18 protein-coding genes and 1 pseudogene are annotated in these 25,507 nt (G+C 35.4%); 8 read left to right on the top strand and 11 right to left on the bottom strand.

All coding sequences use genetic code 11. From position 1 onward, the window contains the following. Window positions 1-22: 22 nt before the first annotated feature. Complete coding sequence (gene glgP / locus EJL04_RS04040) at window positions 23-2,581, top strand: alpha-glucan family phosphorylase (protein WP_125104130.1); 2,559 nt, start codon at window positions 23-25, stop codon at window positions 2,579-2,581. A gap of 178 nt (window positions 2,582-2,759) precedes the next feature. On the opposite strand, the pseudogene EJL04_RS16795 reads toward glgP, so the two are convergent. Both EJL04_RS16795 and EJL04_RS04035 read right to left on the bottom strand, forming a co-directional pair. Then, window positions 2,760-2,909 (bottom strand): annotated as a pseudogene (locus EJL04_RS16795) (IS5/IS1182 family transposase); the annotation flags it as partial. A 420-nt stretch (window positions 2,910-3,329) separates the two neighbouring features. Then, window positions 3,330-3,845, bottom strand: coding sequence for an RNA polymerase sigma factor (locus EJL04_RS04035; protein WP_021853704.1), 516 nt, complete (start codon window positions 3,843-3,845; stop codon window positions 3,330-3,332). 407 nt (window positions 3,846-4,252) lie between these two features. Between EJL04_RS04035 and htpG the strand changes: the two genes are divergently transcribed. After that, window positions 4,253-6,307, top strand: a complete 2,055-nt coding sequence (gene htpG, locus EJL04_RS04025; RefSeq protein ID WP_125104129.1) for a molecular chaperone HtpG — start codon at window positions 4,253-4,255, stop codon at window positions 6,305-6,307. A 457-nt stretch (window positions 6,308-6,764) separates the two neighbouring features. Here htpG and EJL04_RS04020 read toward each other — a convergent pair whose 3' ends face one another. From EJL04_RS04020 to rsmA, 4 genes are all read right to left on the bottom strand, one after another. After that, entirely contained in the window at window positions 6,765-8,927 is a 2,163-nt protein-coding gene (locus EJL04_RS04020; RefSeq protein WP_125105293.1) for a helix-turn-helix domain-containing protein, read from the bottom strand. Between the two features lie 68 nt (window positions 8,928-8,995). After that, on the bottom strand, window positions 8,996-9,928 hold the full coding sequence (gene rsgA, locus EJL04_RS04015; RefSeq protein WP_021854896.1) for a ribosome small subunit-dependent GTPase A: 933 nt from the start codon (window positions 9,926-9,928) through the stop codon (window positions 8,996-8,998). A gap of 5 nt (window positions 9,929-9,933) precedes the next feature. Continuing rightward, window positions 9,934-10,494, bottom strand: coding sequence for a ribosome recycling factor (gene frr, locus EJL04_RS04010; RefSeq protein WP_021854897.1), 561 nt, complete (start codon window positions 10,492-10,494; stop codon window positions 9,934-9,936). A gap of 76 nt (window positions 10,495-10,570) precedes the next feature. Beyond that, window positions 10,571-11,374 (bottom strand): 16S rRNA (adenine(1518)-N(6)/adenine(1519)-N(6))-dimethyltransferase RsmA, encoded by an 804-nt coding sequence (rsmA, locus tag EJL04_RS04005; RefSeq protein ID WP_125104128.1) that lies wholly within the window; start codon window positions 11,372-11,374, stop codon window positions 10,571-10,573. 179 nt (window positions 11,375-11,553) lie between these two features. On the opposite strand from rsmA, the gene EJL04_RS04000 reads away from it, so the two are divergent. Genes EJL04_RS04000 through EJL04_RS03980 form a run of 5 tightly spaced genes read left to right on the top strand, consistent with a single transcriptional unit; the run spans window position 11,554 to window position 17,418 of the window. Next, window positions 11,554-12,465: a dihydrodipicolinate synthase family protein gene (locus EJL04_RS04000; protein ID WP_125104127.1), complete on the top strand. Its 912-nt coding sequence runs from the start codon at window positions 11,554-11,556 to the stop codon at window positions 12,463-12,465. 29 nt (window positions 12,466-12,494) lie between these two features. Beyond that, window positions 12,495-14,060, top strand: coding sequence for a sodium:solute symporter family protein (locus tag EJL04_RS03995; RefSeq protein ID WP_125104126.1), 1,566 nt, complete (start codon window positions 12,495-12,497; stop codon window positions 14,058-14,060). Between the two features lie 12 nt (window positions 14,061-14,072). Continuing rightward, window positions 14,073-15,221, top strand: a complete 1,149-nt coding sequence (locus EJL04_RS03990) for an iron-containing alcohol dehydrogenase (RefSeq protein ID WP_125104125.1) — start codon at window positions 14,073-14,075, stop codon at window positions 15,219-15,221. Window positions 15,222-15,230: 9 nt separating this feature from the next. Continuing rightward, window positions 15,231-16,280 carry a 4-hydroxythreonine-4-phosphate dehydrogenase PdxA gene (gene pdxA, locus EJL04_RS03985; protein ID WP_021854902.1) on the top strand — a complete coding sequence of 350 codons (1,050 nt, stop codon included), beginning with the start codon at window positions 15,231-15,233 and terminating at the stop codon, window positions 16,278-16,280. 10 nt (window positions 16,281-16,290) lie between these two features. Next, the gene (locus EJL04_RS03980; RefSeq protein ID WP_125104124.1) at window positions 16,291-17,418 is read left to right on the top strand and encodes a four-carbon acid sugar kinase family protein; all 1,128 of its coding nucleotides are present in this window, start codon (window positions 16,291-16,293) and stop codon (window positions 17,416-17,418) included. A gap of 75 nt (window positions 17,419-17,493) precedes the next feature. Here the strand turns inward: EJL04_RS03980 and EJL04_RS03975 are convergent, their stop codons facing one another. The 5 genes from EJL04_RS03975 to EJL04_RS03955 all read right to left on the bottom strand — a co-directional run bounded on the left by EJL04_RS03975 (window position 17,494) and on the right by EJL04_RS03955 (window position 24,214). Then, window positions 17,494-17,988, bottom strand: coding sequence for an ABC transporter substrate-binding protein (locus EJL04_RS03975; RefSeq protein WP_125104123.1), 495 nt, complete (start codon window positions 17,986-17,988; stop codon window positions 17,494-17,496). 136 nt (window positions 17,989-18,124) lie between these two features. Further along, a complete protein-coding gene (locus tag EJL04_RS03970; protein ID WP_021854905.1) occupies window positions 18,125-18,850 on the bottom strand; it encodes a DUF5932 domain-containing protein in 726 nt (241 codons plus the stop codon). Window positions 18,851-18,863: 13 nt separating this feature from the next. After that, on the bottom strand, window positions 18,864-22,358 hold the full coding sequence (locus tag EJL04_RS03965) for a sensor histidine kinase (protein WP_241209934.1): 3,495 nt from the start codon (window positions 22,356-22,358) through the stop codon (window positions 18,864-18,866). 25 nt (window positions 22,359-22,383) lie between these two features. Next, window positions 22,384-23,052: a bifunctional 4-hydroxy-2-oxoglutarate aldolase/2-dehydro-3-deoxy-phosphogluconate aldolase gene (locus EJL04_RS03960; protein ID WP_021854907.1), complete on the bottom strand. Its 669-nt coding sequence runs from the start codon at window positions 23,050-23,052 to the stop codon at window positions 22,384-22,386. Between the two features lie 136 nt (window positions 23,053-23,188). Further along, window positions 23,189-24,214, bottom strand: a complete 1,026-nt coding sequence (locus EJL04_RS03955) for a sugar kinase (RefSeq protein ID WP_021854908.1) — start codon at window positions 24,212-24,214, stop codon at window positions 23,189-23,191. A 200-nt stretch (window positions 24,215-24,414) separates the two neighbouring features. Between EJL04_RS03955 and EJL04_RS03950 the strand changes: the two genes are divergently transcribed. After that, window positions 24,415-25,479: a LacI family DNA-binding transcriptional regulator gene (locus tag EJL04_RS03950; RefSeq protein ID WP_021854910.1), complete on the top strand. Its 1,065-nt coding sequence runs from the start codon at window positions 24,415-24,417 to the stop codon at window positions 25,477-25,479. The last annotated feature ends 28 nt before the right edge of the window (window positions 25,480-25,507 follow it).

The raw sequence follows: 25,507 nt of genomic DNA, 5'->3' as shown, positions 1-25,507 counted from the left end.
AATTACATAAATTAAATAAACAATGAAAATTAAAGCAGACTATGTCAACGCTCCACAATGGAGAGAACTGACTGTAAAATCAAGATTACCTGAACAATTAAAGTGTTTAGATGAACTTGCTCATAACATGTGGTGGGCATGGAACTACGAAGCAAGAGATTTATGGCGCAGCTTAGATGAAAAATTGTACGAAGAAGTTGGTCATAATCCTGTTTTATTGCTCGAACGTCTTAGCTATGACAGAAAAGAAGAAATTGTCAAGGATAAGATAATAATGAAGAAAGTTAAGGACGTATATTCACTGTTCCGTAAATATATGGACGTTAAACCAAATACAAAACGTCCTTCTGTTGCATATTTCAGCATGGAGTATGGTCTTAACCAAGTTCTTAAGATATATTCAGGCGGTCTAGGAATGTTAGCCGGTGATTATCTGAAAGAAGCATCTGACAGCAATGTTGATATGTGTGCCGTAGGATTCCTTTATCGCTATGGATATTTCAAGCAGTCCCTCAGCATGGACGGACAGCAGATTGCAAACTACGAAGCTCAAAACTTCAACTCACTTCCTATTGTTCGCCAACTTGATGCCGAAGGCAATCCCTTGGTTGTAGATGTTCCATATATGAACTATCAGGTTCATGCTTATGTATGGAGAGTTAATGTTGGTAGAATTCCGCTTTACCTACTTGATACAGATAACGAAATGAACTCTGATTTTGACAAACCAATAACCCACTCTCTTTACGGTGGTGACTGGGAGAACCGTCTGAAACAAGAGATTCTGTTAGGTATAGGAGGTATTTTAACTCTTAAAAAACTAGGTATAAAGAAACAAATATACCACTGCAACGAAGGACATGCAGCATTATGCAACCTTCAGCGTCTTTGTGACTATGTACAAAGCGGACTCTCTTTCAATCAGGCAATAGAGCTGGTTAGAGCATCATCACTTTACACTGTTCATACTCCAGTTCCTGCCGGTCATGACTATTTTGACGAAGGTCTGTTTGGCAAATATATGGGCGGTTACCCCTCAATGCTTGGCATCACATGGGATGAATTTATTGGCATGGGACGCACTAATCCTGATGACCACAACGAAAAATTCTGTATGTCAACATTCGCCTGCAACACTTGTCAGGAAGTGAATGGTGTAAGTAAGCTCCATGGATGGGTCAGCCAGAAGATGTTCTCAGGAATATGGAAAGGTTATTATCCAGAGGAAAACCACGTTGGTTACGTTACCAATGGTGTTCACTTCCCCACATGGGCAGCAACAGAATGGCGTAAGCTATATGCCAAATATTTTGATTCAGCTTTCATGTCAGACCAAAGCAATGAAAGCATATGGCATGCAATATACAAAGTTCCAGATAATGTCATTTGGGACACCCGCATGGTATTAAAGAAGAAACTTACAGATTATATTCGCGATAAATTCCGTGAAACATGGCTAAAGAATCAAGGAGATCCTTCAAGAGTTGTTTCTTTGCTTGAAAAGATCAATCCAAATGCCTTGATGATAGGTTTCTGCAGAAGATTTGCTACATATAAGCGTGCACACCTTCTGTTTACTGACCTCGACCGTTTGGCAAAAATTGTCAACAATCCAGAGCGTCCTGTTCAATTCCTGTTCTCAGGAAAAGCCCATCCTGCAGATGGCGCAGGCCAAGGTCTTATAAAGAAGATTTTCGAAATTAGCCAACGTCCTGAATTCTTAGGCAAAATTATCTTCCTCGAGGATTATGACATGCAGCTTGCACGCCGCCTGGTTTCAGGTGTTGATATATGGATGAACACACCGACACGTCCTCTTGAAGCATCTGGTACATCTGGTGAAAAAGCTGAAATGAACGGTGTTGTCAATTTGTCTGTTTTGGACGGCTGGTGGCTCGAAGGATATCGTGAAGGAGCCGGCTGGGCACTTACAGAGAAACGTACATACAAGAATCAAGGCTACCAAGACCAACTTGATGCTGCAACGATCTACGGATTATTGGAAAATGAAATCATACCTTTATACTATAACAAGAATGAAAACGGATATAGTGAAGGTTGGATTAAAGTGATAAAGAACTCTATCGCAAAAATTGCTCCTCATTATACAATGAAGAGACAATTGGATGATTATTACGAAAAGTTCTATACAAAAGAAGCTATCCGTTTCGAGAAACTTGTAGCAAATGATAATCGTTTAGCAAAAGACATTGCACAATGGAAAGAAAGCGTAGCTGAACGTTGGGACTCAATACATGTTGTATCAAAAGAATCTATGTTCCCCAACACTGGTTTAGAAACAGGAGTTACATACAAAATTAGATACGTAATTGACGAACAGGGCTTAAATGACGCAATAGGACTTGAATTTGTTTCATTAACTGTTGACAATAATGGCGAAGACCGTATTTCAAATGTATTCCCATTCAAGTTAATCGGACATGAAGGCAACCTTTACACATTTGAAGCTACAGTAGAGGCATCAGAAGCAGGCACATACAAGACTGCTGTCAGAATGTATCCAAAAAATTCCGCCCTGCCTCACCGTCAAGACTTCTGTTATGTAAAATGGCTTGATTAATAATCATTTGCCTATAAGCGACATTATGTAATTTTTATTACATATATAACTAAAGATAAATCTCCTTAACTAATGACATTTTTTGTCAATAGTTAAGGAGATTATTTATTATACTTTGTCCAAGTTCCACATCAAATAATCCATTTAATCATCCCTAAAAGCCTATTCTTACGAGACATCATCCTGGACAGCATCTCTTATATTTTTTAAGCATGCAACAAAGAGCTTTCATGGCTCTTTTGAAGTTATTGGCTGCAGCCACCATAAGCACGTTTACAATATCTCCCACCACACCCTTATAAAAGTTACGGTCTAATCGGTAATCTGATTACTGAATACCAACAGATAATGATGGTTTTAAGGGACAACTAAATAAAAAACGTGCTTTATTTAAAATCACAAGCAAAAAGACATATAAAATTTCTAAATTATTAACCTATCGTTCACCTGTAATGAACAGACCTGTTTCGCATCATAAATGCCCCCTTATTTGTGACTGTAAATACACTACTATTATTTATAAATTAAACCATATGGATTTATTTCATTTTGAAATTTATAAAATCATCCTAGAAATTTAGAATAAAATAAGAAAGATATTCACGACTTTCGCCTTGATTATTAATCATAATTGACATATAGAATAATAAGCTGTTTTTATCCAAATAAAAAGCCCTACATTCATATCACTACGAATGTAAGGGCAACAACCTTAAAACAACCTATCGAATGTATTAATTAACCATTATCATGCTAACATTTTGCTCATATACTTTCTAATAACCTTACGAGCACTACCTAACTTATTTTCGACACTCTTATAATTCATATTTAATGTTTTAGATATCTCAGAAACAGCCAAATCGTCGTATATATTCATCTTGTAAATCTTTCGTTGATTTTCATTTAGTTTCTGAATTCCGCAATCAAGTATTTCGATAATTTCCTCAAATGAATAATTGGGAAAGTCATCACAAGAGTCCTTTTTAGTTTTAGACACAACATAACAAGAATAATCATCCACTGATTTTTTATGCCTATAATAATCATATATAAGATTGCGCGTTATAGTATAGACCAAATTTGAAAGACTCTCTTCTGTCAGAATTTTATCTATTGACAATAACTTAATAAATACATTTTGAACAATATCATCGGCGTATTCTGTTTCTTTAATTCTGCTTACAACGAATGCACGCAAATCATTAAAATGCTCTGCATAATACTTGCCAATTGTAGTAAATTTAGTTTCGAGTTTTTCCATAGCTGTAAATTAGCTTTATATATGCAAAGATACTTCATTTCCTACGACACAAAAAATGAATCAATCTATTTATTCCTGCCGTATACAAATTCAAATTGTTTTGAAACATCTAAAAAAGTTATAGCCAACAGCATTTACAAAAAACAGAATCTCCAGCAATAAAACACAACCATCTGAATCTGACAATCAATTAATTATCAATAATATTTTATTTAAAACGATAGCTGTAATCGTTACTTATATCTAATTTCAAAATGTCAGGCAGATATTATTACGAATAACAAAAGCAATAAAGATCTCCCGCACTTAATTAATAACAATAAAAGTAAGCGACAATTATGGCACAGTATTTGCAAGTTGATTTGACGATTACTTATTACAAAAATACATTTAAAATACATATAGCTATGCAAAAAGGAAATATTGGGGTTACAACAGAAAACATTTTCCCCGTCATCAAAAAATTCTTGTATTCAGACCATGAAATATTCCTTCGTGAAATGGTAAGCAATGCTGTAGATGCAACACAGAAAATAAAAACACTTGCTGATAAAGGAATATTCAAAGGTGAACTTGGCGATTTGACGGTACGTGTTACTCTCGACGAGAAAAACAACACACTTACAATCAGCGATCGAGGCATCGGTATGACAGAAGAGGAGATTGACAAATATATTAACCAAATTGCATTTTCAGGTGTTAATGATTTCCTTAATAAATATAAAGACAACGCCAATGCGATAATCGGACATTTTGGACTTGGTTTCTATAGTTCGTTTATGGTCAGCAACAAGGTGGAAATCATAACAAAGAGCTACAAAGACGGAGCAAAAGCGGTTAAATGGAGCTGTGACGGCAGTCCGGCATACGAAATAGACGATGCAGAAAAAGCAGACAGAGGTTCGGATATAATACTTCATATTGACGATGACTGTAAAGAATTTTTGGAAAAGGCACGAATACAGTCTCTGTTAAACAAATATTGCAAGTTTATGCCCGTTCCTGTAGCTTTTGGCAAAAAGACAGAATGGAAAGACGGAAAACAAGTTGAAACAGAAGAAGACAATATAATAAACAGTGTAGAGCCGTTATGGACAAAAACTCCAAGTACGCTTAAGGACGAGGATTACAAAAAGTTCTACAACGAACTCTATCCTATGCAGGATGAACCTCTGTTCTGGATACATCTTAATGTAGACTATCCATTCAACCTAACAGGTATATTATATTTCCCACGCATCAAGTCTAACATTGAACTTCAGCGTAATAAAATACAACTATACTGCAATCAGGTATTCGTAACAGATCAAGTTGAAGGCATAGTTCCTGAATTCCTTACACTATTACACGGAGTAATTGATTCTCCGGATATACCTCTGAACGTAAGCCGAAGCTATCTGCAAAGTGACAGAGACGTAAAGAAGATCTCTACATACATTACTAAAAAAGTTGCAGACAGACTCAACAGCATATTCAAAGAAAACCGCAAAGATTATGAAAGCAAATGGGATGACCTGAAGCTTTTCATAAATTACGGTATGCTGTCTCAAGAGGATTTCTATGATAGGGCTAAGGACTTTGCCCTGTTGAAAGATGTTGACGGCAAATATTTCACATTTGACGAATACAAACAATTAATAAAAGACAATCAGACAGACAAAGACGGACAGCTTATTTATCTTTATGCAAACAATAAAGAAGAAGAATATTCTTACATTGAAGCTGCAAAAGATAAGGGATATAGTGTATTGTTGCTTGACGGACAGCTCGATGTTCCTGTTGTTTCAATGCTTGAGCAGAAATTTGAGAAGAGCAGATTCATGCGCGTAGACAGCGACATTATAGACCGTCTTATTATCAAAGATGATGTCAAGAAGACAGAACTTGACAGCGATCAAGCCGACAATCTGTCAGCAGCATTCCGTTCACAGATGCCTAAAATTAACAAAGTTGAATTCAATATTGAAGTTCAAGCCCTGGGAGAGAATGGCATGCCTGTAATGATCACTCAAAGTGAGTATATGCGCAGAATGAAAGACATAAGCCGTTTCCAAAGCGGAATGAGTTTCTATGCTCAGATGCCAGACAGCTATAGTCTTGTTCTGAACAGCGATCATAAGCTCATAAAAAATATTCTTGATGATGAAACCAGCAAATGCAGTGATGCTCTTAACCCTGTAATCAGCGAAATAAAGGGTCAACAAGCACGCCTTGCAGCTCTACATCAGAATCAAAGCAAGAAAAAGCCGGAAGAAATTACTCAAGAAGAAAAGGATGATCTTGCAAATACAGAAAAAGCATTAAACGAACAACGTGAGAAAAAGAACCAAATCATCTCAGAATACGCTAAAGATAACAAAATTGTGCATCAGCTAATAGACTTGGCTCTGCTTCAGAACGGCATGCTGAAAGGATCATCCCTCGATGCATTTATTAAACGTTCTGTTTCTTTAATAAAATAAGAAACAGCGTTGTAACACTTTGCAACATAAAATCAATTAACTCAGCTTATAAAAAAATACACCCAAGCATTTGAGTTTTAACTCAAGCTTGGGTGTATTTTATTTTTGTTTTATCAAGAATAGATCTTCATCTTCAGCAATCATTTTTCCTAATCTTGTGTTTAAGCCAATTAATTTGACTGTTTTCACATAATAAACCACTGAGTTTTACATCAAAAATCATTGACTTTTACCTTAAAAGTCTATTAGTTTCAAATCGAATAAAGATACAGCGTTATTTATCCAAAATCAAACTTCTAGCACCGCACACGACATAATTTATCATGAAACGCACATAAAAACTATCAATTACGTTCCATGTATATTACAAAATAAATTATTACATAAAATATTCAGATAAGACGCTATCAACCATCATATAAAAACCTAACACTTGCAATATCCGAAACAATACAAGTTATTCACCAAACATTTTAAGATATAGATGTATTTCGTTATACGTAACAACCGGTCCGACACCTGAATATATATCACTTACGGACCTATTATTTGGATTATTAATAATAAAAGTCTTTATAGCTTTTATATGCTCCTCAGGTACAAGACGATCCATCTCAAGTTCACCAGCCTCAACATAACGGGCAATATGTCCAAATACAGTGCCATAAACAAGTCCTCTTTCTTTAGCAATCTGCTCTATTGTCATACCAGTAGAAAACATGTCATAGCTAATTTTATAAGTTGGTATCTTCGGCTCTTTCACTGTCTTTGGTTTTCTTGCCTTTACTATTTTCTTTCCACCATCATCAATACTCAATAATATCTTCGATTTTGTCCGGAGATAATTCGGTATTGAAAATTCAACATTATTGTCTTCCGCATGTATGAAAAGCTGTTTTTTTAGTTCTATATCCCTGAAAAAGACACTATATCTGTCATCAAACTGTTTTTTAACAGCCTTATTCTCAATCTCAACTTTTGTTTTGTTGCACAACAAGGTGAAAACCTTCATCTCTTCAGAGAAATACGCTGCAGCTTTATGTATCCTCGTCTGAATATCAGGGCTGCTTATATCAGGATTTGCATGCAACATTCTTGTATATTGTATTTTAAAGCGATATGACACATCAATAATGCTCTCAAACGACAGCCCTATACGTTTATATTCAGCCAAGAGTTTCGGATATTTTTTATACAAATGCTCATCAAGCGTTCTCAACAACATATCAAACGAAGACTTCAATGACGAAAAATCGAACAATTCGTCCAACAACTGTATAACATAAGAATTATGCAAAGCAGATAATGTTTCTGCAGACGGAACACGCTTGTCGATAGTGTTAATATATGCATCCAAAGTACTGTCACTGATTATGGCATCACGTTGTAAAGGGGCACTCAACACCATTCCGTCAAGAGTTCTGCAGCGACTTAATGCGACATATGCCTGTCCGTGTGCAAACGAATGTGAAACATCTATTATAGCATGATCAAAAGTCAGTCCCTGGCTTTTATGTATTGTTATAGCCCATGCAAGGCGTAAAGGATACTGTCTGAAAACACCTTCTACAGTTTCTGTTATTTCTTTTGTAGTTTCATCTATAGTATACTTGGCATTTGCCCACTCTGATTTTTCAAGATTGAAGCTTTCTCCTCCATTCTTATCTCTGACAATAATAGCACTTTCATCCAATGACACCACTTCGCCAATCATACCGTTAAAGAAACGTTTCTCAGGGTCATTTTTAATAAACATAACCTGCGCTCCCTGTTTTAGCACCAAATTAACATCGGCAGGATATGAAGTTTCAGGAAAATCCCCCTCAATCTCAGCCTTAAATTCATATTCACGCGAAGGCAACAATGACAGTTCTCTGTCATTTATCATATGTGCCGGATTGTTATGTGTCGTCAAACGAATATAATCGCTGTCTTTCTCTGGAATAAAATCAGGAATATAACGTCTGTTTAGAGCTGACAATGTTTCATTTGTAGCACGATTCTCCCGTATCTGATTCAAGAGAGAGATAAACGTTTCATCTTGCTGTCTGTATACGGTATTAAGCTCAACGGTATGATACTCTGCAGCATTAAGAGCCTTGCTTGAAAAAAAGTAAGGTGTCGGATAATACTTACTCAACATTGCCCATTCTTCATCTTTTATAACGGGAGCAAGCTGTTGCAGATCGCCAATCATCAGCAGCTGTACACCACCAAAAGGTTTTCCATGGTCACGGTATCGTCTCATTACGGAATCTATTGCATCAAGCAAATCTGCACGTACCATACTTATCTCATCAATAACAAGCAAGTCCATGGTTCGTATTATGTTACGCTTAACCTTACTGAAACGATAATACTTTTGATCTTCACCTCCAAAGGTAGCTCCAGGCACATAAGGAGACAGAGGAAGTTGAAAGAAGGAATGAATGGTTACTCCTCCTGCATTTATTGCAGCAATACCTGTAGGAGCGAGCACGACAAGCCGTTTAGTTGATTTGTTCTTTATTTCCTTTAGAAACGTTGTTTTACCTGTTCCAGCCTTACCGGTCAAAAAAAGATTTGCCCCGGTATTTTCTATTATATCCCAAGCCATTGCCTGCTCGGAAGCAGCATTCATCATAGTATACTAAAATAAAAACAGATAAGTTGTATTTAAAATATAAAATCGAAAAAGGCGCAGAAAAATCACCACGCCTCGCGATATTTTCCTTCTTCTTTATCTTTCAGCATGCTGAGATATGAATTGTATCTGCTTTCTGAAATATAATGCTCCTCAACAGCTTTTCTTACGGCACATCCCGGTTCATGAGTATGCGTACAATTATTGAAGCGACAATCTTTTGAAAACTTAAATATCTCTTTAAAATATCCACAGATTTCTTCTGGCTCCATATCAAATGTACCAAATCCCTTTATTCCGGGAGTATCAATAACCCATCCTCCGTAAGGTAGTGGAAGCATTTCACTGAATGTTGTAGTATGCATTCCTGTGTTATGAGCTTCACTAATTTCAGCTGTCCGTAAGTTTAATCCTGGTATCAGATGATTTAACAGGGTACTTTTACCTACACCGCTATTTCCACTAAAAAGCGTTATACGGTCTTTTAGCTCAGGGACAAGGCAATCCAGCGATTTGGCATCAAGAGCTGAAACAGCAAAACATGTATAACCTATTGTTTCATAAAGGTTTATCATTAAATTCTGATAGTTTAGTTCAGCTTCCGAAAGTATGTCGGTTTTATTGAATATTAAAGAAACAGGTATTCTGTAAGCTTCTGCTGATGCCAAAAACCTGTCAATAAATGTTGTGGATGTCTCCGGATAATTTACTGTAACAATCAGAAATGCCTGATCTATATTTGCTGCAATAATATGGCTCTGTTTAGAGAGATTTGGAGACTTTCTTATAATATAGTTTTTTCTTTCCTCAATATCTTTTATAAAAGCTGTACCTTCCTGATTGCAGATTATCTCAACACGGTCACCCACAGCAACCGGATTGGTGCTGCGGATGCCCTTTAGTCTAAAATTGCCTTTAATTTTACATTCTACAGTGTGTCCTTCGTCGGTTTTAACCGAATACCAACTACCTGTATTTTTTATTACAAGTCCTCTCACTGCTGTTATACTGTCATTATTTCCTTATTCTTTGCAGCAAGCAAATCATCGATTTTCTTGATATACTTATCATGAAGTTTCTGCAATTCAGCCTCTGCATCTTTTTCATTATCCTCTGAAAGGCCGTCTTTTATAGCTTTTTTAAGTTTGTCTTTTACATCAGCACGCACATTACGCACCTCAACCTTAGCCTTCTCTCCTATCTTGTTACATTGTTTAGCGAGTTCCTTACGACGCTCTTCTGTAGGCTGCGGTATGCCAAGTCTTATTATCTCGCCATTGTTTTCAGGAGTTATGCCAACATCTGAGTCCATAATGGCCTTCTCAATATCCCTAATCATTTTTTTATCCCATGGGCGTATGGCTATTGTCCGCGCATCAGGTGTTGACACATTAGCAACTTGATTCAAAGGAACCATTGATCCATATGAATCCACTCTTATACCATCAAGAATGGCAACATTTGCACGTCCGGCACGTACACGAGAGAGCTGCTCATCTAAAAACATAGCAGCCATTTCCATTCTCTCTTCGCTTTCGCTTAAAGTTGTCTTTACGTCTAACATATATAATTATATTTTGTTACATAAATATTTTCAAATCAAGCTCCAAAACACATCACTACAGATATTGTCTTTTTTGCTATTTATCAATATTTCTATTCATCTGCTCATGAACCATATTTGTGAGGTCAACAAACTGCTGTATTGAAAGTTGCTCAGGTCTCTTTGTCATTATATCCTGTTCAAAAAAGCTGTCATCAGGCATTCTGTCAAACAATTGTTTTAATGATACACGAAGCATCTTCCTCCGTTGGTTAAAAACAGCCTTTACAACACGCCTGAACATATGCCAATCACACCCCAAATCATTAACATTGTTACGAGTTATACGAATAACTGCACTTTTAACTTTTGGCGGTGGATTGAATACGTTTTCATCAACTGTGAACAAATACTCAACATCGTACCAGGCCTGAATAAGCACACTTAGTATTCCATACGCTTTTGTTCCAGGTTCGGAAGCCATACGCTGAGCCACTTCACGTTGAATCATTCCGGTACAACATGGTATCAAATCTTTATTATCCAACATCTTAAAAAAGATTTGTGAAGATATGTCATAAGGATAGTTTCCCGTAAGAACAAACTTCCGTCCGTTGAATACTGTATTCAGATCCATTTTAAGGAAATCATCCTCAATAATGTTTTCTCTTAAATCCGGATATTTTTCATTAAGATAATTAACAGATTCAGAATCTATTTCAACAACCTTTACATCTCTGTTTTTTTGAACAAGATACTGAGTCAATACACCCATACCTGGACCTACCTCCAAAATTGGAATATCAGGGCATGCATCTACGGTATCGGCTATTGCATTGGCAATATTAAGATCCGTCAAAAAATGCTGTCCTAAATTTTTCTTTGGCCGTACTGTTCTCATATCTTATTTTTTGTTTTTGCAAAAATAAATAAATATTTTGCAAAACAGACACATTGACATGGAAAAAATAATATTATCTGAAAATAATATGACAAAAATAAGTTACATTGTTACTTTTTCCCGTCTTAAATTTAAAACACATTTATAACAAACGATTAACTAATTTAAAATCAAATCCAATGAAAACATTAAACAAATACCATGGAGTTGTAGTGCCAATGGTCACACCTATTACAAAGAATAACGAAATTGATATTGATGCCGTAAAACGAATTATAAATAATTTTGCTCAATATAATGTATCTGCATTGATAATGGGAACAACAGGAGAAGGTAATTCTGTTTCAGTTGAAAGTGGCGTTAAAATGATAAAAGCTGCATCGGAGGCAGCCGCAGGAAGAATAACAACATACGCCGGACTTGCCGGGAATTGTATTTCAGAACAATATGATGCGGCTGAAAAGTTTATTGAAGCAGGTGCAGATGTCATTGCAGCCACACTGCCATGCTACTATTCATTAACACCGAAACAAATGTATGAATACTACAAGAATCTTGCAGACACGCTTACTGCTCCTTTAATGCTATACAACATAACTATAACGACCCACATGAGCATACCACTTGACGTTATTGAAAAACTAAGCCATCATCCCAACATTGTTGGATTAAAAGACTCTGAAAACAACATTCAACGCATGGAAGAGGCGTTAACACTATTCTCTGACCGCGAAGATTTTGCATACTTCTGTGGATGCGCAGCTAATTCTGCAAAAGCTCTGTCACTAGGAGCAGACGGCATTGTGCCAAGCGTAGGTAATTATTTGCCTAAGATATATAATGACTTGTTTGAAGCCGGAATAAGCGGAAACACAGAAATTGCAAATGATCTACAAGCTAAAACAATTGAGATTGGAAAAATCAATACAGACAATCTTACACTTGGCGAATCCCTTGCAGGTTTAAAAGTTATAATGAAGATGTATGGACTTTGTGAGACATATATGCTACCTCCCCTTACAGAGCTTGAAGAAGAAACTGTAATTAACATTCAAAATAAAGTCAGGGATATCATTAATAAATATAAATAACATGTAATACTAACCTTAAAAAACATACCATGAATTACGAAGGTCTACACTGGATTGACACAACAATCGTGATCGCATCCGTATTGCTTGCCATAGGTGTTGGCATTTATTTTGCAAAAAGACAAAACTCAACAGAAGCTTATTTTGCTGCAAGCGGCAACATACCTGCATGGGCTGTCGGTATGTCTATGTTTGCGACAATCATAAGTAGTGTAACATTTTTAGCATACCCAGGAAGCGCATATTCAGGAAATTGGATTTTATTAGTACAAGGTCTGATGGTTCCATTGGTTTTACTTGGGGTAATAGGCTTTATCGTTCCATTATACAGAAGAGTAATAAAACTTAGCACATACGAATACTTTGAAAGACGTTTTGGAGCATTTGCACGATTCTATAGTTCTATAGCATTTGTGTTGGAACATTTTTCTAAAATGGGAACCATACTATATCTACTAGCCATGGCCATGGTTGCTTTTTCTGGCGGAATAAATATCACTTGGTTTATCATTAGTATTGGTATTGCAGTTATTATTCTTACATACTTCGGCGGCATGGAAGCTATAATATGGATGGACGTCATCCAAGGATTTCTCCTTATCATTGGCGGAATAATGGCTATTGCCATGTTATTCCATCTAACAGAGGGAGGGGCTTCCGCGATATTAAATATAGCTGCAGAACATAACAAAATTGATTTCGGTCCATATGCTTGGGATTTCACACAATTGACATTTATTGTAATGGTGTTTAATGGCATCTTCTATGCCATACAGAAATATGGTACAGACCAAAGTATTGTACAGCGATATCTTACTGCAAGAACTGATAAAAGCGCAAAAAAAGCGTCATATCTGGGAATTATGCTAAGTGTACCGACATGGGCTTTATTTATGTTCGTTGGCACATGTTTATTTGCATATTATCAGATAAATGCAGGCGATTTACCGTCAGGTATTAAGAGTGATGAAATTTTCCCATATTTTATTGCGACAGAAATGCCAATCGGAATAACCGGACTTATAATCTCCGCATTGATTGCAGGAGCGATATCTAGTTTGGATGCAGATGTTAATTGTATATCAGCTGTAGTTGTAGAAGATTACTATACACGTTTTCGCCCCAAAGCAACAGACAAGCAAAAATTACTTGTCGGACGCATATCTGTAATTGCAATAGGCATAGGAGCTATCCTAATTGCATTATTATATGTAGCCTGGGGAGGTGAAGGCGTTTTAGGTACATTATTCGGGCTTTATGCAATATTGTCTGCAGGCATCGTCGGCATATTTCTACTAGGTCTGTTCAGTCGCAGAGCAAATTGGCAAGGATTATACATAGGTATTGCAGCTGCAATCTTATTCACAGCATATGCAGTATTAACGACAACAAAATTTGGCAACGATCCTGACGCAGGAATAATTTTAGATCTTGAAGATTGGAATTTCAGACATCACACTTATATGCTCGGCGTATATAGTCATCTTATTGTATTGGTCGTTGGGTATATTGCGAGTCTGTTTTTCAAGACACCTCTTGCAGATAAGGAGCTGACAATATATGGTTACCTTGAAGAAAAGAAAAATAAAAAATAACATATTACATATATGAAAGAAATTACATTACTTCAACCACAAAAGATTGTGTTTGGAACAAATTGTATAGACAAATTTGTGAACGACTATTTAAAACTTGGTCTTAACCGTCTATTCATTATAACCATGCCAGTAATTAGGCCTTTGATTTCCAATATGGTTGAAAGACTTAATAAAAACGGCATACATATTGAGTTTTACGAAAAGATATGCAATGAGCCATCTATAACAGACTTTGATGTTCTAATGGCAGAAGCAAAAAAATTCGGTGCAGACAGTTTTCTTGGCATCGGCGGTGGAAGCATTCTTGATATAACTAAGCTTGTTGCCACATTGATTGACAGCAATCAAAAAATTGAAGATTTATTCGGCATTGATCTTATTAACCATAAAGGGAAATGGTTTGCGTGTATGCCGACTACAGCCGGTACGGGTAGCGAAGTATCACCCAACGCAATATTACTTGATGAAAAAGACTCTTTGAAAAAAGGTGTTGTAAGTCCATATTTAATAGCAGATGCGGCATACATTGACCCCAAACTGACATGGAGCGTACCTGCCAAAATAACAGCAGAAACAGGTATGGATGCCTTAACTCATTGCATTGAAGCATATACAAACAAGTTTGCACATCCTATAGTTGACATGTATGCACTTCAAGGCATTAAATTAATCGCAAGCAACATATTTAAAGCTGTAACAGACGGGAATAACGTTGAAGCACGTGAGGCAATGGCATTAGGAAGTATGTATGGTGGTTTATGCCTTGGACCTGTTAATACAGCTGCTGTTCATGCCTTATCATATCCACTTGGAGGAGAGTTTCATATATCACATGGATTGTCAAATGCAATATTGCTACCTTCTGTCATGAAGTTTAATTACACCGCGAATCCTAAAAAGTATGCAGATATAGCAATTGCATTTGGTGCAAAACGTGGAACAACAGATGAAGAGACGGCTCTAAATGGAGTTGATTATATAACAAACCTTTCAATAAAATGTGGAATACCTACAACACTTACAGAAATTGGCATTCCGCAAGAAGCAGTAAGCCGTATGGCAAAAGCAGCAATGAAAGTACAAAGGTTACTAAAGAATAATCCACGTGAAGTTACAGAAACAGACGCATGTGATATTTACAACAATCTATACAAATAAAACAAGACCATGGATACGAACAAAAAGCCAATATTAGCATTAACAATGGGCGATCCTGCTGGTATTGGTCCTGAAATAATAATAAAATCTCTTGCTTTTAAAGAGACCTATAATAAATGTAATCCTGTTGTTATTGGTGACGCGTCAATAATGGAATATGCAGTCAAACAATGCAATATATCTTTATCTATTAATGCTATTGATGATATAAAAGACGCAATATTTACCTATGGGACAATAGACGTATATGATTTAAAATGTATCAATATGGATACATTCAAACAGGGCAAGGTAGATGCTCAATGCGGCAATGCGGCATTTTTGGCGGTAAAAAAGGCCATTGAACTTGCTATGGCAAATATCGTTGACGGCACTGTAACTGCTCCACTAAATAAAGAATCCCTAAATATGGCAGGACACCATTTTGATGGTCACACAGAAATATATGCCCATTATACGAATACAAAGAAATATGCCATGCTGCTTGCAGATGAATTTATGCGTATAATTCATGTATCAACACATGTACCACTTCGAAAAGCATGTGACTTAGTGAAAAAACAACGCATAATTGACGTCACCGAACTAATATATAATGCATGTCAACAATTTGGCATTTCACATCCCCAAATAGGCATTGCCGGTCTTAATCCTCACGCTAGCGACAATGGACTCTTCGGTGATGAAGAAAGGAATGAAATCATACCTGCTATAGAAGAACTGCGTTTAAAAGGATATGATGTAGAAGGTCCGATTCCACCAGATACATTATTTGCAAAAGCAAAATGTGGAAAATACGACGGATGCGTGGCCATGTATCACGACCAAGGGCATATTCCGTTTAAGGTCGTAGGTTTCAATTGGAATAGAGAAACAGGCCAAATGGAAAGTGCAAAAGGAGTCAACATTACATTAGGATTACCAATAATACGTGTTTCCGTAGACCATGGAACAGCGTTCGACGTTGCTGGAAGAAATATAGCAAGCCCTGATGCAATGATGCTTTCAATAGATTATGCATCACGCATGGCAATGGAAAGAATAAATAATCAGAAATAAATTTTTCAACATGATTGTTGTCATTTCAGACGATATTACAGGTGCAGCAGAACTTGGAGGTATTGCATTAAGATATGGATTAAATACAATAATTACAACAGATATCACCAATGTTCTGCCGCATTCAGATATACTTATTATTGCTACTGATACACGTTCTGATACCGAGTCTGGCTCTATGAAAACTATCAAACATTTAATGTGTAAATTGAAAGATAAAGCTATTACAATATACAAAAAGACAGATTCAGTTCTACGTGGCCATATTGTAGCAGAAATTAAAACGATAATCTCATATTCCTATTATAGGAACGCATTATTGTTACCTCAAAATCCGTCTAAGGGGAGAATTATTAAAGATGGTATCTATTACATCTATGAAAATAAATTAGATAAAACCGAATTCAGGAATGACCCGGAATATCCAATATTATCATCAAACGTTAATACATTATTAAATAATTCAGCCAAAATCCTCAATATAGACGATATTACTTTATCTGATAATAATATTTACATTGCAAATGCCCAAAATGAAAACGACATCATTATACAATTATCAAAAGCGCATAAACACACATTACTTTCCGGTGGAGCAGATTTCTTTAACTGCATAATAAAGAAAGAATTTAATGTTTATCCGTTAAGAAAAGAAGTTGCCAAGATTCCAAATGCGAATCGCATTATAATTGTATGCGGAAGTACACAAAGTAACTCTCTTGCCAATGAACCTTATATAACAGAGCACAACGGATATGAAGCAGTAATGCCTGATGATGTATTTAACGGACATGGAATAAATAAATGGATTATTAAGCTTAAAAAGTTATATGATAAACATGAAGCAATGATTATCAATGTTGGGAAAAAAGAAAATCGAGGAAAAGAATATGCAGTCAGACTTAAACGTATTATGGCTGAAGCCACAAAAACTCTCGTTAAAATACATCAACCGGACATACTCATCATAGAAGGAGGAGCTACTGCATATTCAATAATTCAAAGTTTGAAGTGGTACAATCTGGAATTTAAGACAGAATACTCTCCTGGTATAGTGAGTATGCTTTATGATAAAACCGAAATAATATTAAAACCTGGCAGTTACTCTTGGAATGACATATTTAAATCCAACAAATAGTATCAAATTAAAATCTATGATATGCATTGTAATTCTTCTATAATCTTTTCTAAAGCCCCAGATACGATTTCATTTTCAAAAGAAGACAAACATAACCGCAAAATAAAGTTGCATAACAAAAATATAAATCGGCCATAATGAGGCTGACATTTTTATTCCAACATAAAGACTTTTATAAACTTGATACAAATCACCAAGTTTACCACATGAAATTCCATATGACAAAGAAAGAACTATAACAATAAATGCAAATAAAGGAACTGCACCTGCCGTAAAAGCACTAGGACACAATTCGCCTGTAACTCCTAATAGAACCGCATGTGGAACAAATGTCAGAGAAATTATGACAATACAAAATACGATAAAAAATATAGCAGAAATAATTAATGCATGTTTCTCTCTATATGTGATGGGCCTCCCCCTATAAACACATAAAATAGCATCACAAAAACCACTATACCTAAATGTGCCCCATGCAATTGAGCACAAGACTAACCACACTAATAGTGGAGATGCCAAACAATAAGCAAAACCACCCATAAACTGACGCACCCCTTCTTCACTTATCATTGACCTTATTGGTAATGACGGATTAACAGAACTGACAATCCACGAAAATACTATCACACAAATAAACATTAACAACAATGTTAATGCGGATAAAGCCAATACTTGTTTACGATGCATCATTTAATTAATTCATTAATTATAAATCATCTGGTATAATATTGTCCACGTCAAGGATATGAAGTTCAATCGCTCTGGTTACCAATCTTGTCGCATTTATTCCAATACCTCCATTACCATCAGGGAATAGTCTGCGAATAAGTTCGTTCTGTCTTTTTTCCAGACTCTTAACACCAAAAGGCATACCACGCAATCCCGTTATCTGTTCTTTCGTATATCCTAATGCAAGATGTCTTAAAAAACGCTCATCATATTCATCAATCTCATAATTTACCAACGCTTCTTGGCGCATTATTTGTTTACTCACGCTATCCTTAAAGCGTTTAACAATCTTTTCAAGTATTGGCTGATTGAAAACATACTTACGCCCTTTCATTACACTAGAAATATCGCCCCGCGTAAGAAGTTCACCACTTTTTAGTATAATTCCGTCACAGCCGGCATCAAGTGCGTCAACCCATAACTTCTCGTTAAGAATTTCGCCAGTGAATATCAAGACTTTAACATCAGGATACAACTCTTTAGTTTGTCTACAAATCTCAACTCCAACCGTTGTTGAGCCGCCAAGTCCTAAATCAAGCAATACCAAATTTGGCAATTGCTGCTTAATCAAATGCCAATACGCAATTTCACTATCTGCAGTACCTATTATCTCTGCCTCAGGTATATCATTTCTTAATATACCTTCCGTTCCTTTTAATTCTAGAGGAACGTCTTCAACTATAATAACTTTAAAACTATTCATTTTAACTCTTAATTTAAGATGTTTTTATATTTGAACAAATATACCTAGCCAAAGTTATACGCAAAATCATCTTGTTCTCCCTTTCCTCGAAAATTGTAACAATACCACATCCATGAAGATTAGTCAGTTCACTATTTTCACGTATAATTTGTCTACATATCAAATATGGAATATTTTTTACTGATGGAACAAACAAATCAATATTAGTTTTCATCAAATCAGACGATAAACTACGGCAGATAACATCAAAAACTATATATTGATTATTTTTAGAGGAAATTATCACATCACCATTTACACATCCGCATTGAGTTTTCAAAATATCAAATAGATACTTTATCAATACGCTATCCCCTAACACGTATTCATCTATACCGATTATTTCTTTTAAAGAGACAGGTTTGCATTCATAAGATACTAAATCAACCTGTCGCTGTATCTGCTCACATAACAGAGTATACAATTCTTTATAATATACAGTAACTTCAATTAAAGGTTGAATATTTTTATCCGCTTCATCAACAAGCTGTCTGATTCGAGAAGGATAATACATTGTTTCATGCTTCAACGCACTCAAACAATTATCTGTAACATTATTACATACATACAGTTTTTCATCCTCATATCTAGCCCGATTAAGTTCGTCTGAAAGATATTCTATATCAGCCTTCTTACGTTCATTCAAGTCAATCGAGTTATCCAAAACACTTTTTATCTGCCCTATCACTTTTTGTAACGAATGAGGATATCTTGAAACATCAACTTCTGAGATAGTTGAAATCTTTTGCGAAATAGACTTGTCTGAAAAAAGAAGTTTATTAATATCATTAATTTTGTCTACACAAAAACGATAATATAAGACATGGCGATAATATAACAAATAATATAATCCAGCAGCAGAAATTAATAATATAATAAGAAATATGACTGCTATTACTTTATTTGTTTTCGAACGCTGCATTGTAAGACAATATTCAGCCAAACCTCTATCTGCGGACATTTCTTTAAATAGTTGAGTATAAATTTTATTATTATATACATACAAATCCCATTTATGTAATGCCAAAGAAGCGACTGCACATTCGTTACGAATATCTAAAATTACATCATAATCAGTTTTAATCCCCTTACGAAACCATATAATATCAGCAGGCAAATCCGTCTCTGTGCCTTTTAGCGATATCAAGTCTTTTCCTTGGTGATATGCCTGCTTATAAAATAAATTCAAATAGGAAATTGCAGAATCTGCATAGTTCAAAGTTTTTTGATATGTTCCATTAATATTACTATAATATGCAGAATCAGCAAAATTACTTGCTTTTATTAAATATTCTGATTTTACTTTTAAAACAGTATTTGCTTTTATTTCTTTTACATCCTCTGCGTTAAGATTTATCGTCAGACTAAGGCTTATAAAAAATAAAAAGACACGTAGAATACCATACGGCAAACGAAAATAAAATCTACTACCCTTTCCTATTTCGCTCTCTGCAAAAATACCACATACATTAAATATCTGACTAGTCTTACGATACTTGTCAATAATACCTTTACAATTCATAAGACCAAAGCCATGTCCATTCTTTATTTTGTGTCCAAACAAGTTTTCCAACTTTTGCTTATCAATACCCTCACCAGTATCAGAAACAGATATTTCAACGTAATCAGTTTTTTCTTCTGCACTAATCACTACAGTTCCACCTGCTTTTGTAAATTTACGAGAATTATCTGAAAGTGTATTAAGCATGAACAAAGTCATTATTTTATCAGCCTTAACTACAGCTGAAGAAGACCGAACTTCTAATTTTATACCTTTCAGTTGAAAAGAAGCAGTTGATTTTAGCAAGACATTAAAAACATCTTGTAACTTAAAGCTTTCAATATGCAAAGAAAGCTGACCTTGTTGAAGTTGAATCCAATGAGTAAGTACATCATTATATTCATTGATTCTATCAATCAATTCTTTAACATAACAATATCGTTCTCGCCTTATTTCATCTGATTCAACAGACATCTCTATCCGCTTTATCTCATTTATTATTCGATCAATATAAGGCAATACATTATTAACAAGAAAAACCTTAGAACGATTGTCCACGTTTCTCCTTTTAGCTTTTTCTATACTCAAACGACATAAATTCAATTGTTCTTCAACCTCTTCATAACTTTCATCAAGATTATTTAAATACTTACAATTCAACTTATTCCATTCCTGTAAAGGTTTTAACAAATCATCTATATAAAATTTTTTATCTCGTTTTTTTCTTAAACCATTAAGAATAAAAAATAATGCAATAACAACACATATTAAACAGATTATGAATACTATAAGGACATTAAGTTGCATTGATGTTTTTTCCAATTGTTCAGCACGAGCTTCTAATTGCCGATCTTGTCGCGTTTCTTCTCGTAAATCAAGATATTTATTACGATAAATGTCACTATTATTCTTATCATCAATCGCAGAATAAGCCAAACTCAATTGTTCACAGATACTAGCGACTAAATCAGGTGCTTGGTTTATTAAAGGCTCTGCCAATGCATTTTCCAAACAGATCAAAGAAGATGTATAATCACACACAGTCCAATAACAAAAAGCCAAAGTACGATATGCTCCTGCAATTTGATATACATCTCCATAACTAACAAATAATGATAATGCTCTTTGTGCTAAATTTCCGGCCAACAAACTATCAGGCATATTATCAATATTAAGATAGTTTATTGCCAATTTATTATTTAAAGACAACCACATTCGATTGTCTTTATCTATAAGATGTTCACTTAACGCTTGCAAAGAGTTTGCTTCCCAGTACTTGTATTTTCCTTTCTTAGCATACAAATAACATTTAAACAAATACTCGAATTCTTTTTGAGAAACATCATACTGTGTTTTTCCTTCTATCAATCCGCCGCTCCCTAATTGATATAAATAATTTATATATTGAGCTGTATCCTTATATATTTCAGTTATAGAGTCTATTTGCAATATGGCATGCTTAGCCTTATCAACAAGTCCCAAATAATAGTAATAAGTAGAACTAACTATCAGAAACTCTGATTCGGCATAATTAAGACGCCTTGACAAGCGTTCTGGTAAAGATTTTTTTTCTTCGTTTATTCGCTTTAACCTGGCTTGAGCACGTTCACGAAAATCGTAAAACTTTTTATTTTCTGATTCTCGCTGACACAATCTCATACGCTGAATATCAGCAATTAAAAGTTCTACTTGATTATCTGTAACATAAGTAACGCTATCAAGAAAATCATATGCTTTTTCATAATTCATTTTTGAAATATGAAAAAAAGCCAAATTATTATATGCCTCTGCACATGCAGAAGAATTTCCTTTCGACAAACTTAATGCCTTATTGGCATAATAATAAGTTGAATCCAAGTCCTTGTAATGATATACATAAGATATATCATTCAACCTGTCAACTTCTGATTTTTCGTTTTCAAAAGAACAAGCTGAAAAAAATAAAAGGCTCAATATGCCAAGAAGCACAATCGAGCCTTTTAATACGTATTTATTATCCGCGAGCCTTAGCAATATACCCTAAAGCTTCTTTACACTTATCCGTAATAGCTTGCCAATTACCTGCAGCAATAACATCTTTCGGGAATAACTTAGAACCCATTCCCACACAGAACACGCCTGCTTTAATCCATGAATTAAGATTTTCCTCATCAGGAGAAACGCCACCGGTTACCATCAATTTAGACCAAGGCATAGGAGCCAACATTCCCTTAACCAATTTTGGTCCTAAAACGTCACCTGGAAATACTTTACATAAATCACAGCCTAATTCCTGAGCAAAGCCTACTTCTGAAACACTTCCGCATCCAGGAGTATAAGGAACCAAGCGACGGTTACAAACCTTAGCAATTTCCGGATTAAACAACGGGCCAACTACAAAATTAGCACCAAGTTGGATATACAATGCTGCTGTTGCGGGATCAACAACAGAACCGACACCTAAAGCAAGTTCAGGACATTCAACGGCAGCAAACTTAACTACTTCACCAAACACCTCGTGAGCAAAATCACCACGATTGGTGAATTCGAAAGCACGAACGCCTCCATCATAACATGCTTTTATAACTTTTTTTGCTATTTCTACATCCTTATGATAAAAGACTGGTACCATTCCAGTTGAACTTATCTTGTTCAATACCGCAATTTTATCAAATTTAGCCATTATATTCTATTTTTTATTTATAATAACACTTAAACAATATACGGACTTTTGAAAGTTTTATTCTTTAAACACGCAAATTGTCAAAGCATTTCTTAGTTTATAAATTTCAGATGTCAAAACATTACTCATGCCAGCATCAACGCTGAACACGACCAGAAGCGTCACCACCAGCAAGGTTTTCAACCTCCTCTGCTGACATCAAATTAAAGTCGCCCGGAATTGTATGTTTCAAGGCAGATGCTGCAACGGCGAACTCTAATGCCTTACCCTGATCTTCCGGATATGTCAGCAATCCATGTATAAGACCACCGGCAAAAGAATCACCACCACCAACACGATCAATAATAGGCATTATATCATAATGCTTACTCTGGTAAAATTCTTTTCCATTATAAATCAATGCCTTCCAGCCATTATGGGTAGCAGATAAAGACTCACGAAGAGTTGAAACGACATACTTAAAGCCAAACTCTTCCATCATGCCCTTGAATATGCCATAATATCCTTCAGCATCTGTTTTTCCACCTTCAACATCTGCATCCGGCTTAAAGCCTAAACATAACTGTGCATCTTCCTCGTTACCTATACATACATCAACATACTTCATCAAAGGTTTCATTATACTCTGAGCCTTCTCTGATGTCCAAAGTTTTTTACGGAAATTAAGGTCCACACTAACAGTTACGCCATGACGTTTTGCAGCCTCACAAGCAAGACGTGTAAGTTCTGCAGCCTTGTCACTAATGGCCGGAGTAATTCCACTCCAATGGAACCACTGAGCTCCTTCCATTATCTTATCAAAGTCGAAATCTTCAGGATCAGCTTCAGCGATAGAACTGTGAGCACGGTCATATACGACCTTTGAAGGACGCATACTTGCACCTGTTTCAAGGAAATATATACCTAAACGATCACCACCACGCGCAATGAACTGTGTATTAACTCCGTATCTGCGTAATGCATTTAAGGCACACTGCCCTATTTCATGTTTAGGTAATTTCGTTACAAAATAAGCCTCATGACCATAATTCGCAGCACTAACAGCAACGTTTGCCTCGCCACCACCATACACAACATCAAAATTATCACATTGAACAAATCTCTTCTGACCGGGAGATGAAAGGCGAAGCATTATCTCGCCCAAGGTTACAACTTTAGCCATTTCTTTAATTTTTGAATGTTTATAGATTTATAATTTGTTTTTTCAGTTCACAAAATTAATATTTAAATTAAAACCAAACAAATAAAACAACAAAAAAATGTGTTTTTCACAAAAATCGCCTTTGTGTTTTCGCACGATTCAGTTTTTATTGCTATTTTTGCAGAAAATATTTCACTTTATCTTTGAAAGTGGATTTATATATGAGCGAAAAGATAAGAATTAAAGACATTGCCGAGAAATCAGGTGTATCAGTTGGAACCGTTGACAGAGTTTTACATAACCGTCCGAATGTATCCAAATCAGCAAGGGAAAAGGTTGAAGCTGTTTTAAAAAACATAAATTACCAACCGAATATGTATGCAAGTGCTCTTGCATACAACAAGTCATACACTTTTTATTGTATAATTCCTCAACATAAATCAGAAGCTTATTGGGAAGAAATTGAAGAGGGAGCAGCAAAAGCATGTGAAGCAAGACGTGATTTTCACATTGATGTGAAAATGATGTACTATAAAAGATTTGACCCGTCTACTTTTATTAGAGAATACACCAAATGTCTAAATGCAAACCCAAATGGGGTAATTGTAGTGCCTAGCGATTTAGAAACAACGAAAGGTTTTACGGAAAAATTGCACGAACGCGGCATACCTTTTATATTATTAGACTCATATATGCCAGATTTAAAGCCACTTTCATTCTATGGTCAGGATTCTTTTTGTAGTGGATATTTTGCCGCAAAAATGCTCATGTTAATAGCATCAGGCGAAAAAGAAATAATGCTTATGAAACAGACTAAGAACGGAAAAGTCGAAAGTAAGCAACAAGATAACAGAGAAGTTGGTTTCAGGCATTATATGCAGGACCATTTTCCACAAACGAAGATTATTGAGCTAGATTTACCGTTGGATGAAGATGAAAACAATTATGACTCTATCTTAGAAAATTTCTTTACATCAAACCCACATATACATCATTGCATCACTCTATGCTCAAAAGGTCATATTGTCGGTGAATTTTTATTAAAGACCAATAGACGTGACGTTCAAATAATGGGATATGATATGGTTGAAAAAAATGCGAAATGCTTACGATTAGGAACAATATCATTCCTCATCGCCCAACATGCCTTCATGCAGGGCTACAATTGTGTCGATACATTATTTAAGGCAATAGTGTTAAAAAAGAAGGTTGATCCGGTAAACTATATGCCAATAGAATTATTGTCTAAAGAGAACGTGGATTTCTATAGACGTACACAATTATAAACTTAATTTACACAACTATAAAACAAAT

The organism is Prevotella marseillensis (assembly GCF_900625065.1).
Taxonomy (GTDB): domain Bacteria; phylum Bacteroidota; class Bacteroidia; order Bacteroidales; family Bacteroidaceae; genus Prevotella; species Prevotella rara.
Note: the sequence above shows the minus strand (reverse complement) of the source record. Positions and strands in the feature narration are given on the sequence as shown.